Source organism: Pseudomonas sp. GL-B-12, assembly GCF_019955895.1.
GTDB lineage: Bacteria > Pseudomonadota > Gammaproteobacteria > Pseudomonadales > Pseudomonadaceae > Aquipseudomonas.
Map to the genome: position 1 here is coordinate 177,399 of NZ_JAHBCX010000011.1, position 13,953 is coordinate 191,351.

10 protein-coding genes and 2 pseudogenes are annotated in these 13,953 nt (G+C 58.6%); 5 read left to right on the forward strand and 7 right to left on the reverse strand.

All coding sequences use genetic code 11. The features are described from left to right. Position 1: 1 nt before the first annotated feature. A complete protein-coding gene (locus KGA85_RS06880) occupies positions 2–964 on the reverse strand; it encodes a hydroxymethylglutaryl-CoA lyase (protein ID WP_223510837.1) in 963 nt (320 codons plus the stop codon). A 164-nt stretch (positions 965–1,128) separates the two neighbouring features. On the opposite strand from KGA85_RS06880, the gene KGA85_RS06885 reads away from it, so the two are divergent. Next, positions 1,129–2,562, forward strand: a complete 1,434-nt coding sequence (locus KGA85_RS06885) for an NAD-dependent succinate-semialdehyde dehydrogenase (protein ID WP_223543012.1) — start codon at positions 1,129–1,131, stop codon at positions 2,560–2,562. Positions 2,563–2,703: 141 nt separating this feature from the next. Here KGA85_RS06885 and KGA85_RS06890 read toward each other — a convergent pair whose 3' ends face one another. Continuing rightward, positions 2,704–4,191 carry an aldehyde dehydrogenase family protein gene (locus KGA85_RS06890; RefSeq protein ID WP_223510839.1) on the reverse strand — a complete coding sequence of 496 codons (1,488 nt, stop codon included), beginning with the start codon at positions 4,189–4,191 and terminating at the stop codon, positions 2,704–2,706. A gap of 271 nt (positions 4,192–4,462) precedes the next feature. On the opposite strand from KGA85_RS06890, the gene KGA85_RS06895 reads away from it, so the two are divergent. After that, complete coding sequence (locus tag KGA85_RS06895) at positions 4,463–5,632, forward strand: p-hydroxyphenylacetate 3-hydroxylase oxygenase component (RefSeq protein ID WP_223543013.1); 1,170 nt, start codon at positions 4,463–4,465, stop codon at positions 5,630–5,632. Between the two features lie 56 nt (positions 5,633–5,688). Further along, positions 5,689–6,645 (forward strand): p-hydroxyphenylacetate 3-hydroxylase reductase component, encoded by a 957-nt coding sequence (locus KGA85_RS06900; protein WP_223510841.1) that lies wholly within the window; start codon positions 5,689–5,691, stop codon positions 6,643–6,645. A gap of 128 nt (positions 6,646–6,773) precedes the next feature. Here the strand turns inward: KGA85_RS06900 and KGA85_RS06905 are convergent, their stop codons facing one another. The 4 genes from KGA85_RS06905 to KGA85_RS06920 form a co-directional block, all read right to left on the reverse strand. Then, positions 6,774–7,880, reverse strand: coding sequence for a class II histone deacetylase (locus KGA85_RS06905; RefSeq protein ID WP_223510924.1), 1,107 nt, complete (start codon positions 7,878–7,880; stop codon positions 6,774–6,776). A 35-nt stretch (positions 7,881–7,915) separates the two neighbouring features. Beyond that, complete coding sequence (locus KGA85_RS06910) at positions 7,916–9,079, reverse strand: MFS transporter (protein ID WP_223510842.1); 1,164 nt, start codon at positions 9,077–9,079, stop codon at positions 7,916–7,918. Between the two features lie 22 nt (positions 9,080–9,101). Next, positions 9,102–9,983, reverse strand: coding sequence for a transporter (locus KGA85_RS06915; RefSeq protein WP_223543014.1), 882 nt, complete (start codon positions 9,981–9,983; stop codon positions 9,102–9,104). Positions 9,984–10,114: 131 nt separating this feature from the next. Next, entirely contained in the window at positions 10,115–11,092 is a 978-nt protein-coding gene (locus KGA85_RS06920; protein ID WP_223510844.1) for a helix-turn-helix transcriptional regulator, read from the reverse strand. Between the two features lie 763 nt (positions 11,093–11,855). Here KGA85_RS06920 and KGA85_RS31370 point away from each other — a divergent pair. Continuing rightward, positions 11,856–12,068: pseudogene (locus KGA85_RS31370) on the forward strand (PAS domain-containing protein); the annotation flags it as partial. A gap of 84 nt (positions 12,069–12,152) precedes the next feature. After that, a pseudogene (locus tag KGA85_RS31375) lies at positions 12,153–12,359 on the forward strand (methyl-accepting chemotaxis protein); the annotation flags it as partial. Positions 12,360–12,416: 57 nt separating this feature from the next. Here the strand turns inward: KGA85_RS31375 and KGA85_RS06930 are convergent. Then, positions 12,417–13,745 carry an alginate export family protein gene (locus tag KGA85_RS06930; RefSeq protein WP_223510845.1) on the reverse strand — a complete coding sequence of 443 codons (1,329 nt, stop codon included), beginning with the start codon at positions 13,743–13,745 and terminating at the stop codon, positions 12,417–12,419. Positions 13,746–13,953 lie beyond the last annotated feature (208 nt).

Below are 13,953 nucleotides of genomic sequence, written 5' to 3' on the forward strand. Positions count from 1 at the left end.
TTTATACCTCTTCTTCGGATGATGTCGCTTGAGGGAAATTCGTGTTCAGCAGTGGATTCAGCCCGCTGCGCAGCACCCGGCTGTGCAGTTCACGACCGAGAGCGGCTTCACATTCGGCGGCCACGTCGAGCAGGCGGTCCAGGTCGATACCGGTGCGCACGCCCATTGACTCCAGCAGGTTGATCCAGTCTTCGGTGCTGACGTTGCCGGTATGTCCGCCGCCATACTTGACCTTGGCCGGATGACCGCCGACACCCCCGAAGGCGCAGTCGTAATGGGTGACCCCGGCTTCCAGCGCCGCGACGTAATTCACCAGGCCGGTAGCACGGGTGTCGTGGAAGTGAGCGATTGGAGTGATCCCGGGAAATGTCGCCAGCACCGCACTGAACAGGCGTTTGGTGCTCTGTGGTGTCGCGACACCGGTGGTATCGCCTAGGGTGACGAACTTCACCCCGCGCCTGGCAAACTGTTCAACATCCGCCAGTACACTGGCCTCACTGACGCGCCCTTCAAACGGACAGCCGAACGCCACGGAAATCGTGCCGATCAGGCGGAATCGATTGAGGGCCTTTTCGGCCATCTGCTCTATGTTCAACCATTGATCTTCGCGGCTGCGCTTGAGGTTTTTCAGCGAGTGCGACTCAGAGGCGGATACCAGCAGGCTGATTTCATTGGCGCCGTGGCCGGCGGCGAAGTCGCTGACCGCTCGCTCCACTGCCCGCACGTTGGCGCAGGTCGCTTTATAGAAAATCCCGGCACGCCGCTGCAGCGTCGCCAGCAGCGCGCTGGCGTCGGAAAATTGCGGAATCACCGCAGGATTGGAGTAGGAGGTTGCTTCGATCCTTTGAAAGCCGATTTGGGCGAATCGCTCCACCAATTGGCGTTTTATCGGAGTAGGCAGAAAGTCCGGTTCGTGCTGCAGACCGTCGCGGGCGAAACATTCACACAGGATGACGTCTCTCATTGGGGCCTCAGAGGTGATCATGAAACATGGTTGACATGGTGAACTAAATTTACGAGTATATGGTTGATAGTGTCAACCTGTTGCTGTGTTTTTCAGTGCCGCTGATGCAGGGTCGATACCTGTGCCATCGCCTGCGTCCAATGACCTTTTCCGAGGAGTGATCCATGTACACCGACCTGTTGTTTTACATCGACGGCCAATGGACTGCCGGCAGCTCCGGCAACACGGCGGTTGTTCTCAATCCGTCGACGGGGGAGACGCTTGGGCAATTGCCATTGGCTTCGAGTGAAGATCTCGATACCGCATTGGCCGCCGCGGCCAGCGGGTTCGCAACATGGTCAGCGATGTCTGCTTTCGACCGCTCGGGCATCTTGCGCCGCGTAGCCGCGCTGGTACGTGACCGCCATGCACTGATGGCCGAGTGCATGACGCTGGATCAGGGCAAGCCGCTGGCAGAATCGACCATGGAAGCCAAAAGCGCGGCGGACCACATTGAGTGGTATGCCGAGGAGGGGCGGCGGGCCTATGGTCGTATCGTGCCTTCACGTAACGCAGCCGTACGCCAATTGGTGGTGCGCGAGCCGGTAGGTCCGGTAGCGGCTTTCACCCCGTGGAATTTCCCGATCAATCAGGCGGTGCGCAAGATTGCAGGAGCGCTGGCGGCGGGTTGCAGCATCATCATCAAAGGGCCTGAGGAGGCACCCGGCGCCGTGATCGAGCTGGTGCGCTGTTTTCACGATGCCGGTGTGCCCAAGGGCGTGTTGAACCTGGTATTCGGTAATCCGGCGCACGTCTCCGACTACCTGATTCGGTCACCGGTCATCCGCAAGGTATCGTTCACCGGCTCGACGGCCGTGGGCCGGCAGCTCGGAGCCCTGGCGGCGACGCATTTGAAACTGACGACGATGGAGTTGGGCGGCCACGCGCCGTTTATCGTCTGCGCGGATGCCGATGTGGAAGCCGCCGCTGCGTTGGCCTGCACCCTCAAGTTCCGCAATGCCGGACAAGTGTGCGCTTCGCCCTCGCGCTTCTATGTGCATGACGACGTGTTCGATCTGTTCTCCCGGCGATTTACCGAACTGGCAGTGCAGTTGAAGGTGGGCGACGGTTTCGACCCCAGCAGTCAGATGGGGCCGTTGGCGAATGCCCGGCGCTTGATGATGGTTCAAGAGTTGATCGCCGATGCTCGGGATCTGGGCGCCACGGTGCTGACCGGCGGAAATCGCATCGGTGGCATCGGGCATTTTTTTGAACCGACGTTATTGACCGACGTGCCTGAACAGGCTCGACTGCTCAACGAAGAGCCGTTTGGTCCAGTGGCGCCGTTGTTGCGTTTCAATGATCTGGACAGCGTGATCGCGCAAGCCAACAGTCTGGAGTACGGGCTGGCTGCGTTTGCATTCACCCGCTCATTGAAAACGGCCACCGAGTTGGGCAATCGCCTGCAAGCGGGGATGGTCTCGATCAATCACTTTGGTTTGGCCCTGCCGGAAACGCCATTCGGCGGCATCAAGGCCAGTGGTCACGGCAGTGAGGGTGGGACTGAAGGGTTGGATGCCTATCTGACGACCAAGTTCATCAGTCAGGCGGGTGTCTGAAATAGATCAAAATGACCCCAGGGACGGGGTGCATGGCGCAATGGGGAGTCGCTTGATCCCCGGCCTTACAGCGTTGTCGCAAGGCAACCCCGAGGCCGCCCGGCCCACGAATACCGGGCGGTCCTGGGTTTGTTGGCGTTATCAGTAGCGAATCATCACCGACTTGAGTTCGGTGTAGTCATCGATGAACGCGCTGCCAAACTCGCGACCGACCCCCGAAGATTTATTGCCGCCGAATGGCACCGCAGGATCGAGCAGGGTGTGCATGTTCACCCAAACCGTTCCGGCGTTGATGGCAGGTACCATGCGCAGCGCCTTGCCCAGGTCGTTCGTCCAGAGGCTGGCACTCAAGCCGTAAGGCGTGTTGTTCATCAATTCCAGTAGCTCTTCTTCGCTGTCGTAAGGGAAGAACGTCGCAATCGGACCAAATGTTTCTTCGTTGAGCAGCGTGTCATTGACAGTGTTGGCGAGTACTACTGTTGGTTCGACGTAGCAGCCCGGGCGGTCGATAAGATTGCCACCGTAAATGATGGTGTTGTTTTCTGATCGAGCCTTGGCGAAAAACTCGCCGAGTTTAAGTTGATGCTGGCGATTGGTGACCGGGCCGAATTCGGTGCGCTCATCCAGTGGCGAACCGATGTTCAGTGCGCCCAGGCGTTGGGCCAGTTTGTCCATGACCGGATCGATCTGTGAGCGATGGACGAAGAACCGCTCGGCGGCGGCACAGATTTGCCCTGAATGCAGGAAGCCGGCTTCGATGATGCCGTTGACCGCCTTGTCCAAATCTACATCGCGCAGGAAACCCGCGGAGTTTTTTCCGCCAAGTTCCAGTGTGGCGCGGGTCAGCCCGGCACCCATAGCGCTCTGGCCGACGGCAATGCCTGTCGGTACCGAACCGGTGAACGAAACCTTGTCGGTGCCTGGATGTTCGATCAGTCCTTTACCCACCAGACCGCCACCGGTCAATACGTTAAGGGCACCGGCAGGCAGGCCGGCTTCAATGGCCAGTTCGGCGATCCGCAGAATGGTCAGCGGCGTGAATTCACTGGGTTTGATGATGATGCTGCAGCCGGTTACCAGCGCCGAGGCGAGTTTCCAGATGGCGATCATGGTCGAGAAATTCCACGGCACGATGCCGACGACCACCCCGACGGGTTCGCGAAGGGTGAAGGCGGTATAGCGTTCGCCAGCGAAGGAGGGCAGTGACGGGGTGATGGTCTGACCGCTGATCTTGGTCGCCCAGCCAGCGTAGTAACGCAGGAAGTGTGCGGCCTGGTCGACTTCGAAGGCCCGGGAAATCTGGATGATCTTGCCCGATTGGCAGGTTTCGATCTGCGCCAGTTCTTCGCGGTTCTGCTCCAGCAGGTCGGCCAGTTTCATCAGCACGTTTGCGCGAGTCGCCGGTGCGACCTGGGACCACTGCTTGAAGCCGTGGTTGGCCGACGCCACTGCCGCATCGATATCGACCGGATCTGCTTCGGTGACGCGGGCGATGACCTGGCCAGTGGCGGGGTTGATCACCTCCAGCGTCTGGCTGGAATGACCCTGAATGTAGCCACCGTCGATGAACAGCGCATGGCTTCGACTGAGGAAGGCTTCAACTTGAGGCAGCAGTGGAATATCGCTCATGGGGTTTTCCTGGTCGCGAATAAATAAAAGCCCGAGGTTAATCCATGGGTTCCAGGCTGGCTTGACTGTGGCTGCCGGAGCCTATGTCTGTGGCTGCCAGCGCCGTAAGGATGTGTTTGGCAGGTTTGGCTCATCGCCTTTGAAAAGTACAATCTTGGCTCTGGAAGGTGCATTTTCTACCCGGAGGGGTGTCTCCATACTGGCTCTGCATCCAGCGCCACTCTGCAATTATGGGAGTCGCCTGGACATCCAATAATAAGCAGGGCCATCTATGAAAAAGCCAAACCCGCTCCTTGAAGACCTGAAGTCCATCCTGCCGACCATCGCTGCAAACGCCTTCCAGGCGGAGCAGGATCGCAAGGTCCCCGGCGAGAATATTGCGCTGCTCAAAAGCATCGGTTTGCACCGTGCCTTTCAGCCGAAAGCCTTCGGTGGCATGGAGTTATCGCTGCCCCAGTTTGCCGATTGCATTGCCTTGCTTGCGGGTGCCTGTGCCAGTACTGCCTGGGCTATGAGCCTGCTCTGCACCCACAGTCATCAATTGGCGCTGTTCTCGGCCGAACTGCAGCAGGAAGTCTGGGGCGATGACCCGAATGCCACCGCGAGTAGCAGCATCGCGCCTTTTGGTCGCACCGAAGAAATCGAAGGCGGAGTGCTGTTCAGTGGTGAAATGGGTTGGAGCAGCGGCAGCGACCACGCCGAGTGGGCGATTGTCGGTTTTCGTCGCAAGAACGCTGAGGGCACTCAGGATTACTGCTTCGCAGTTCTGCCGCGCAGTGATTATCAGATTCGTGACGACTGGTTCGCCGCCGGTATGAAAGGCAGCGGTACCAAAACCTTGATCATCGACAATGTGCGGGTGCCGGAACATCGAATCCAGAAAGCCAAGGACATGATGGAAGGCAAGTCTGCAGGCTTCGGTCTGTACCCGGACAGCAAAATATTCTACTCGCCGTACCGTCCTTACTTCGCCAGCGGCTTCTCCACCGTGAGCCTGGGTGTGGCCGAGCGGATGCTTGAGGTGTTCCGCGAAAAGACCAAGACCCGCGTGCGTGCTTATACCGGTGCGGCAGTCGGTGCCGCGACCCCTGCGCTGATGCGTCTGGCCGAGTCGACTCACCAGGTCGCCGCAGCCCGAGCCTTTCTCGAGAAGACCTGGCAGGAACACGCCGAACACAGTGAACAGCAGCGTTATCCAAGTCGCGAAACCCTGGCGTTCTGGCGCACTAATCAGGCCTACGCCACCAAAATGTGCATCCAGGCCGTGGATCGGCTGTTCGAGGCAGCCGGTGGCAATGCCTGGTTCGAACATAACGAGATGCAGCGCCTGTTTCGCGATTCGCACATGACGGGTGCCCATGCCTACACCGACTACGACGTCTGTGCGCAGATCCTCGGCCGCGAACTGATGGGCCTGGAGCCCGATCCGAGCATGATCTGAACCCGCCTTCATAACAACAATCAGGACTGCTCATGGAAGCAGTCCGGGAGTCTTGCATGACTGATAACAGCGTTCGCGCAGCCACTGAAACCACCTTCGACCCACGGGCGTTTCGCCGGGCACTGGGCAACTTCGCTACCGGGGTGACCGTGGTGACGGCCGCCACCGCCTCCGGGCGCAAAGTCGGGGTGACCGCCAACAGCTTCAACTCGGTGTCCCTCGATCCGCCTCTGGTGCTGTGGAGTATCGATAAACGCTCCAACAGTCACGAGGTGTTTGAGCAGGCCAGCCATTTCGCGGTCAACGTACTGGCGGCGGACCAGATTGACCTGTCCAACAATTTCGCTCGACCCAAGGAAGATCGCTTCGCCGAGATCGAGTACGAATCGGGGGAGGGTGGCTCTCCGGTATTCGCCGATTGCTCGGCGCGTTTTCACTGCGAGAAGTACCAGCAGGTGGATGGTGGCGACCACTGGATCATGATCGGCAAAGTGGTGGCCTTCGACGATTTCGGTCGCTCGCCATTGCTGTATCACCAGGGTGCTTACTCCATGGTCTTGCCTCATACCCGCATGACCAAACGCGATGAAAACCAGTCGCCGAGCAGTCATTTCCAGAGACGCCTTTGCCACAACTTGTACTACCTGATGACGCAGGCAGTGCGGGCTTACCAGTCGAGCTATCAGCCCCGGCAGTTGTCCACCGGTCTGCGTACCAGCGAAGCGCGGATGTTGATGGTGCTGGAAAACGACGCCAGGCTGAGTCCCAACGATCTTTTGCGAGAGGTAGCAATGCCTGTTCGGGAAATCGATGAGGCCGTAGCCAACCTCAAACGCAAGGGACTGGTGAGCGACGATGCCAACGGTGTACATCTGACGGCTGCCGGTATCGAGCAGACCGAAGACCTTTGGGCGATCGCTCAGGCGCAACAAGATACAGTCTTTGCCGTATTCAGCGAGACGCAGATCGAAACGTTCAAAACCGTGTTGAAACGACTGATCAGCAACTGCTGACTGCCAGCCAAATCACGTTTGATCTTTGGCGGTAAAAAATAAAAACCCGATGCCTGTCATGGCATCGGATTTTCATTGCGTCACGCTCGGGCGGTGGAATTGCCCCGCAACGTTGTCAGCACCAAGGCTCAGCGTGCTTCGGCCATCTCATCGATCAAGTGCCGCTGAAACGTCGCAAGCGCCTCCTTCGGTTGCTGCAACTGCACAAATTCCAACATTGGATCTGCGACTTCAGTCCTGACGCCCGCCAGTTCCTCAATGGTCGCTAACCCGCAAAACGGCACATACGCTTCGGAATACCCGCCTTCATGCACCAGAACGAGACGGCCTTGACACAGACGTTCGGCGGCTTTGCGCACGCAACGGGTCATTTGCCGGAACGAGTCACTGTGTAACAGCATCCGGGCCAGCGGGTCGACGGCATTGGCGTCATAACCGCAGGCGACGATGATCAACTCTGGCTCGAAGCGCTCCAGCGCCGGAATCACGATGCGCTGCATCGCATAGAGATATGCCTCATGACCGCTGCCGGGGGGCAACGGAATATTGATATTCGCCCCCAGTCCCGCGCCGCGGCCGCGATCGGCTTCACCGCTGTAACCAGCAGGGAAACAGCCGTCTTGATGCAGCGATATGGTCAGCACATCACCACGCTCTTCAAAGATTGATTGCGTGCCGTTGCCGTGGTGCACATCCCAGTCGATCACCGCGACTTTGCCCAGGCCACGGTGAGCTTTTGCGGCCTCAATGGCGATGGCGATATTGGCCAGGAAGCAGAAGCCCATGGCGCTGTCAGCGAGGCAGTGGTGGCCCGGTGGACGTGACAGGGAATAGGCATTGTCGACCTCGCCGGATAGCACGGCATCGACCGCTGCTATGGCCAGTCCGGCGGAGAGTCTGGCTATTTCATAACTGCCGGGCCCGATGGGTGCGCTCGGCCCCAATTCGCCGCCCCCGGCATCGCTCATGGCTTTGAAGCGTTGCAGGTAGTCAGGCGTATGAACCCGCAGCAGGTCTTCATGCGTTGCCGCATTGGCGCTTCGTACCTGCAAGTGTCGGGTCAGGCCGGAAACGTCCAGCAGGCTTTTCAACCGGCGTTTGGTTTCCGGCGATTCGGCGTGGCCGGCAGCAGCAGGCGGTTGCACCCAGCCTCCCACTGGCAAGGTCAAGGCGTGCAGTCCGGCGCTGTGCCAAAGGCTGAGTTCGTCGAAGAAAAATGCACTTTTTCGATTCATCGTCGTTTCCATTTTCTTTAGGGTAAAAGGGCTGCTCATGCGCTAGGGCGGCAGCTCAGAATCAACACCAGGGACAGCAAGGTGATGCAGGCCCCCCCGATCAGCAGTAATTGGAAGCCGCCGCTGGCTTCGATCAGCCGGCCAGCCACTGTCGGGCCGATGGCCAGGCCACCACCGATCACCAGGTTGGAAGCGTTCATCAGTTTTCCGGAGCGATCGAGGTCGGCCAGGCAGGCCAGAATCAGCGGCAGAATGAACGTCCAGGTGAACTTGAACAGCAGCGCGGCCAACGCAAAACGCAGCATTTCGGGTTGGCCCAGCAACAACAGCACCGAGCCTGCCATCAGCCCGTAACCCAGCAGCAACAACAGCAGGCGTGGCAGACGATTGCCGATCAGCGAGGCACAACCTGCACCGACAATGCCGGTCAACGTGGCGATGGCAAGAATCTCGCCGCTGGACTCGGCAGAGAGGCCGGCGCGTGTACTGATGGAACCGATAAAGGTCCAGACGCCGCTCAGGCTGATGTAAAAACTCAGGATGCCAAGAATGCCCAGTGCGGCTTTCCATTTAGAGACGAGGGCCACGTGCTCGGCGTTTTTTTCAGTTGGTGGGCTGCCCTCGGGAAAGTAACGCGCCAGTGGCAGAAAAACGGTCATCAACCCGGCGAGGATCAAGTAGCAGGCCGACAGCCCGTAGTGTTCGAACAGGCGTGGCAAGATGCTCAAACCAATCGCCCCGACTACCAGTTGCCCCATCACCCATAAGCCATAGACTCGACCGGGGTTGGGCGTCGAGGCAGCGCTGGACAGGCAGATGATCATCAATGATCCGCCGGCCAGGGCACTGCAGAAGCGCAATGCCAGAAGTATCGAGTAATCGTGGGCAAGTATCGAAAGCAGGTTGGCTGCAATAAACAAAACTCCGGCTGCCAAAGCGGCGCGGCGCCAGTCGATTCGTTTGAGCCACCAGAGCGCGGGCAGGGTGGCCAGGCTCATGGCACCGAGTTCAGTGGAGAACAGATCGCCGATCTGTGAGGGGCTCAACTGCCATTGAGTCGCCAGTTGCGCCGCCACTGCCGGAGCGGTCATGAGGATGGTTGGGGTAATGGCAGCGAACAGCACAATGGCTGCCAGCAATGCCAGTTGCGATGCAGCGAGCGAGCGGTGATGGGTCAGCGGTTTGGTCTGGGTGTTCATGGTCAAACTCCGATATATGAATTCAGAACACATGGACCAGACGCAGCAGCGCGTCGGTGCCGTGATAGCCGTTGTCGGTGGCGACGTTCTGCGAGAGGCTGAACATCAACTGATTCTGTTTATCGAGCCAATGTCCGACTTCGAAACCCACCTGGGTGTAGCGCTTGTGGGTGTCGTCGATGCGCTGGTCATTGATGCGTAACTCGCCGCCATCGGCATGGATCAGTCGCAACGCGCCATAGGTGCTTGAAGTGAAGTCGTAGGAGGCAAAGGCTTGCAGTCGATACAGCGGGTCCTGTTTCAGGTCGCTGCCGAAGTAGTCGTCGTTCTTGCCATAGAGTTGGGCTTCGAGGTTGGCTTCCAGCACCCATTTTTCACCGATGCCCTGGGTGTAGTTGTAAACGAAGGTGGCGCCCCAGCGATTGGCACTGGGCGACACATCCGGATTGTTGCCGTGGTACTCGCCCACCGGCAGGGTAATCAGGGTCAGCAATCCGCTGTAGGTGCGCGAGGCGGGGTCGTTGATGAAGAACACGGTGCCGCCGACCTGAGGATCACCGAAACCGCTTTCTCCAGTGTGCTGGCTGGCACCCGGCAGGCGGGCGTTGATGTCGGCGAAGGGCACGATGAACTGTGGAGTGCAGAGCGTGCCGCAAATGTCGGTGAAAAATACCTGGCGATAAGCCACGGCGTTGACCTTCAGGTCGGCTTTGCCTGTGCTGTCGGCCGGGCCGTGGAAATCGCTGGAGCGGCTTGCCGGCAAATACAGCACGCCCAGGGTGGTGCCCGAAGGGGCGCCAAAAAAATCCCGGGCGTTGAGGTCGGCAGCACCAGCGTGCAGGCTCGACAGACCACTGATGAGGGCCAGTGCGGTGTTGCGGGTGAAGGTATTGGTCATGGGCATTGCGTCTCTTCTTTGAGTTGTTATGCGGCGAACGGATCGCCCGTAATTGGCAGAGGGGCAAAAAAAGGGCAAAAGCGTCCCGTGGCTGTCAAAAAGACAGCTAAAAAGTCAGCGCGAGTCAGCGGTGCAGATCAGTCAGGTGGGGCGTGCAGCAGATGGGCAATTCGGGCTTTGTCCTTGACCCCGAGTTTGCTGTAGATGGCGCGGATGTGGTGGCGCACGGTATTGGGTGACATGCCCAGATCGCGGGCAACTTCCTTGTAGGTCTTGCCTTCGCCGAAGCCCTGAGCCACATCGTTTTCCCTTGGACTCAGTTGCACCAGCACCGTGCGGCTTCGGGCTGCCAGCAGGAACAGATCGCCGACCGTCGAGGCCTCGACCTGCAGGTGCTTGCCTTCATACCCCTGAGCGTCCATCGCCACCGGCAGGCAAGGGCCGGTCCAGTCCGGCCACTCGCTCAGCAGCAAATCGACGAAGCCACGTTCCGCGCAGTGCAGTGTGCCGCGCTGGTCACATACGGCGAGCGCCAGATTACGCGGGCTGGTGAGGGTTTCGCGCATGGCCACTAGAGTGCGAATCTGATTGGCCGATACCGCCGCCACCAGATGAAGCATGAGGTTGTTCAATAACAGGCAGTCCTGCTCGGTAAAACGCGGTGCGTCGGGAGCGCGATACACCGTGAGGTGATCGCTGAGGTGGGTTTGCGGGTCGACGTACACAACGCACAGTAATTCGCCAATGCCATAGGACTCGCCGAGCCAGTTGAGCCCGGGTCCGCTGGCGGGGTTGCGCATGTCGACGATGGCTGCGTGACCCGGATTGTCGTGGACCTTGCCGACGGTCACGTCGATATGGCGAATCGATTGCCAGTCGGGCAGGTAGCTGCGGGGCAGTTTGTAGAGGTAGGAACTGTGCTCTTCTGGCAACCCGTCAATCAGCGCTGCACGGCCCCACCAGGCACTGTCGAAGGGCAATAGCTGGCTCATGCAGCTCAGCGCGGCCTGGTGGAAATGCTCGATGTCTTTGTTCTGCGCCAGGCGCAGAAGCTCCAGTGTTATCGCGCTGAACGCTCCCAGGAGGCTGGCGTGACCACGATCATGACGGCTCATTCGTAGGTACCTCTGTGCGACATTCTTATTGTTTTCGTCACGAAGTCATAAAGGACCGGAACGTCGTTTGGACGTGGGCAGGGCCTGAGGACGAGTATCGGTGGTTTGAGAGCGGGTCGCTATCCTACAGATGCACGATGGCTCGTACGTCTGACGTCTGACGGCTGCGGGTATCGGCGGTCGCTCAAGCGCAACTGGGCTTTTTTTTGTTTATGGCAGACAGGAGCAAAAGGCTCAGCAATCTCGTACAAGTAATCTGCATCGGTTTGCTATCAGATCCTGAGTGTCGACTCGATTAGCAAAGGACAGACTGATGTTCTTCAAGAAAAATATACCGATGCAGCAACTTGCTGAAATCTTGGCACGATTGCTGGCCGATGAGGGGCTTGAGGCACAAGCACTGGACGCCTATCCGCAGGTGCAGGCGTGTCTGGAACAGTTCGCGCAGTATAGAGCGCAAGCCAGCCAACGGCTTCTTGAGGCAGAGGAATTAGCCAAGGACCAGATTGCCCAGTTGCAACATGCACAGCAAGCGCTTGAAGCGTTTCGCCAGCAAATTGAGCAGAGCCGGCAACGCGAGGATGCACTTGAGGCTGAGTTGAGACAGCAGAATCTGTTGTCACGTCAGCATCAGCAGGAGACGCAAATCTGGGAACTGTTGCAGTCAACACTCACCGAGGGCTGCTGGGACATTACCGTGGTCAACGGTGACGTTCAGGACCCCGGCAGTCGGATGCGGATTTTCAATCAGTTCCGCCTCCTCATGGGTTATTCCCCGCATGAGTTGCCCGACGGCTGGGATGCTCAAGTCAGCATTACTCATCCTGACGACTTGCCGAAGATCATGGCGATCTTTGACCGTGAAATTCTCGGCATGCACGGCAGTGGTGAGTACGTGTGTGAATACCGGATGCGCCACAAGACGCGTGACTACATCTGGTGTCGAGAGCGTGGTCGAGCGGTCCGAGATGAGCGGGGGCGATTGACCCGGGTGATCGGCGCGGTGCGCGACATCAGCGATGAGCAGTCAGCCAGGACGACTCATCAGCAGTTGCTTGAGCAGAATCAGGCGACCTACGGGCAAATCGCAAACGTCGTGAGTGTCATCAAAGGCATTGCGGACCAGACGAACCTGCTGTCGCTGAACGCCGCGATCGAGGCTGCAAGGGCGGGGGAAGTCGGGCGTGGGTTTTCCGTGGTGGCCGACGAAGTCCGAAAGCTGGCGCAAAGTACCCGCCAGGCTACGCAACGGATTCAGACTATGTTGCTTGAACACAAACAGTAGTTTGGTTCAGGAGCTGCGCAGTGCAGCTCCTGAAGGTCATCAGAACGGTACGGCCACGGTTAGCTGGCTGTAAACGTTGGTGCCATTGCCGCCCACCTGATTTCCGCCGTTGCTTTCATCTTTGTTCGGCTTGTACAGGCCCAGCAGTGGAGTGACGATCAGGTGTTCGCTCACAGCCCATTCGGCGTACAGATCCAGCTCGCGACCATCGAGGTTCAGTGCGTCGCTTTTGTGCAGGGTCTTGTAGTCGAAGAACAGCGCGCCGACCGTTACCACGTCGACCGGTTTGACCTTCAATGCGACATGTTGGACCGAGGTGTTGCTATTGAAGGGGCCGGAATAGTTGGAGGCCACTTCACCCTGGAACCAGGTGCCATAGCCGCGGTTGAAACCGTTGAACATCGAATCCCAGTTCTTTGAATACCGGTTGTAGCGGTAAGTCAGGTCGGGCGACCAGGGTAAATCAGCAAAGGTGTAGCCGGCTTCGGTGTACCAGGCTTTTTCGTCGCCGGCGTCCTTGTCCTGCCAGGCATATTCGAAAGCAAAGTGGGCGTTTTCTATCCCGGCATTGCCCGTGCCGCGAAGGCTATAGATGTTCATACCCTCGCGTTGCTTCTGGAAGTCGCTGGCGTAGCGATCGTCAACGTCGATGCCGTGGATGTAGGTCAAGCCCAGGGTACCCGGTTGAGCTGTGTATTCCAGCGTGCCTGCGGCCATTTCGGTGTTGGCTTGTGAGCGATTGTTGGACTTCATCCACATCATGCTGCCGTGTACGCCGTCTTTGCCCCCCAGGCGAACGACGGCGGTCTCGTCGAAAGCATGCCGGGCGGCCAGGTAGTACGCTCCTCCTCGATTGAGCTTACCGTCGGCAGGCCCCTTGCCAAAATTCAGGCCATCATCGTTGATGATGAAGCCGTCGCCGAGGGTGATGATCTGGCGGCCGAACGACAGGTCTACGCCGTCCTTGCCCAGGACTGGAAAAAGTTCGCCTGAACGCCATCCTGCAAAGGCTTCATCGAATTTCGTGGTGCGCTCGGTGCCATCCGTAATGCCCGCTGCATCACCATCCCCCCATGTGCCCGAACTGACTAGATTGGCCGTGCCATACAAGCTTCCTGCATTGCCGAGAGTCTGATCGATACTCAGTCCATACTTGATAAAACCTTCGCGCCAACTGGAGCCACCGTTGGTGCCGTCATAGTTTTTCCGGCTGTTAAACATCCCGTAGACAGCCAGGAAGTTGCCTGTGACTTTAGTGTCTTCATCGGCGTAAAGCTCGTAGGCGTAGGCGGACGAGTTGGCGGTCAGCAGCGCGACGCCCAGGCCAATGGCCTTGGAAAGCGATCGTGTTTTCAGCGTTTGCTCCATTGTTACGTTCCCCAGCATTATTGGTCGAGGGCGCATTAAGGTGATTGGTAGCGAGGGAAGTCTTTGATCTGCGTGCCACAGAATTGACTCTGCCGGCCAGACCGTGCTCCTTGGCAGGCAGCAACAAAACCGGCGGCAGACATGGGCAAGACGACGGGCCGGGACGAGCGCAAAGTGATCCTGAACACGAGGCCGTTTCGATCAGGGA

What these genes read in the sequence shown, in the direction of transcription:
- KGA85_RS06890 (WP_223510839.1), bottom strand. Translation starts at nt 4,191, where the DNA reads ATGAGCGATATTCCACTGCTGCCTCAAGTTGAAGCCTTCCTCAGTCGA.
- KGA85_RS06885 (WP_223543012.1), top strand. Translation starts at nt 1,129, where the DNA reads ATGTACACCGACCTGTTGTTTTACATCGACGGCCAATGGACTGCCGGC.
- KGA85_RS06910 (WP_223510842.1), bottom strand. Translation starts at nt 9,079, where the DNA reads ATGAACACCCAGACCAAACCGCTGACCCATCACCGCTCGCTCGCTGCA.
- KGA85_RS06895 (WP_223543013.1), top strand. Translation starts at nt 4,463, where the DNA reads ATGAAAAAGCCAAACCCGCTCCTTGAAGACCTGAAGTCCATCCTGCCG.
- KGA85_RS06930 (WP_223510845.1), bottom strand. Translation starts at nt 13,745, where the DNA reads ATGGAGCAAACGCTGAAAACACGATCGCTTTCCAAGGCCATTGGCCTG.
- KGA85_RS06905 (WP_223510924.1), bottom strand. Translation starts at nt 7,880, where the DNA reads ATGAATCGAAAAAGTGCATTTTTCTTCGACGAACTCAGCCTTTGGCAC.
- KGA85_RS06920 (WP_223510844.1), bottom strand. Translation starts at nt 11,092, where the DNA reads ATGAGCCGTCATGATCGTGGTCACGCCAGCCTCCTGGGAGCGTTCAGC.
- KGA85_RS06915 (WP_223543014.1), bottom strand. Translation starts at nt 9,983, where the DNA reads ATGCCCATGACCAATACCTTCACCCGCAACACCGCACTGGCCCTCATC.
- KGA85_RS06900 (WP_223510841.1), top strand. Translation starts at nt 5,689, where the DNA reads ATGACTGATAACAGCGTTCGCGCAGCCACTGAAACCACCTTCGACCCA.
- KGA85_RS06880 (WP_223510837.1), bottom strand. Translation starts at nt 964, where the DNA reads ATGAGAGACGTCATCCTGTGTGAATGTTTCGCCCGCGACGGTCTGCAG.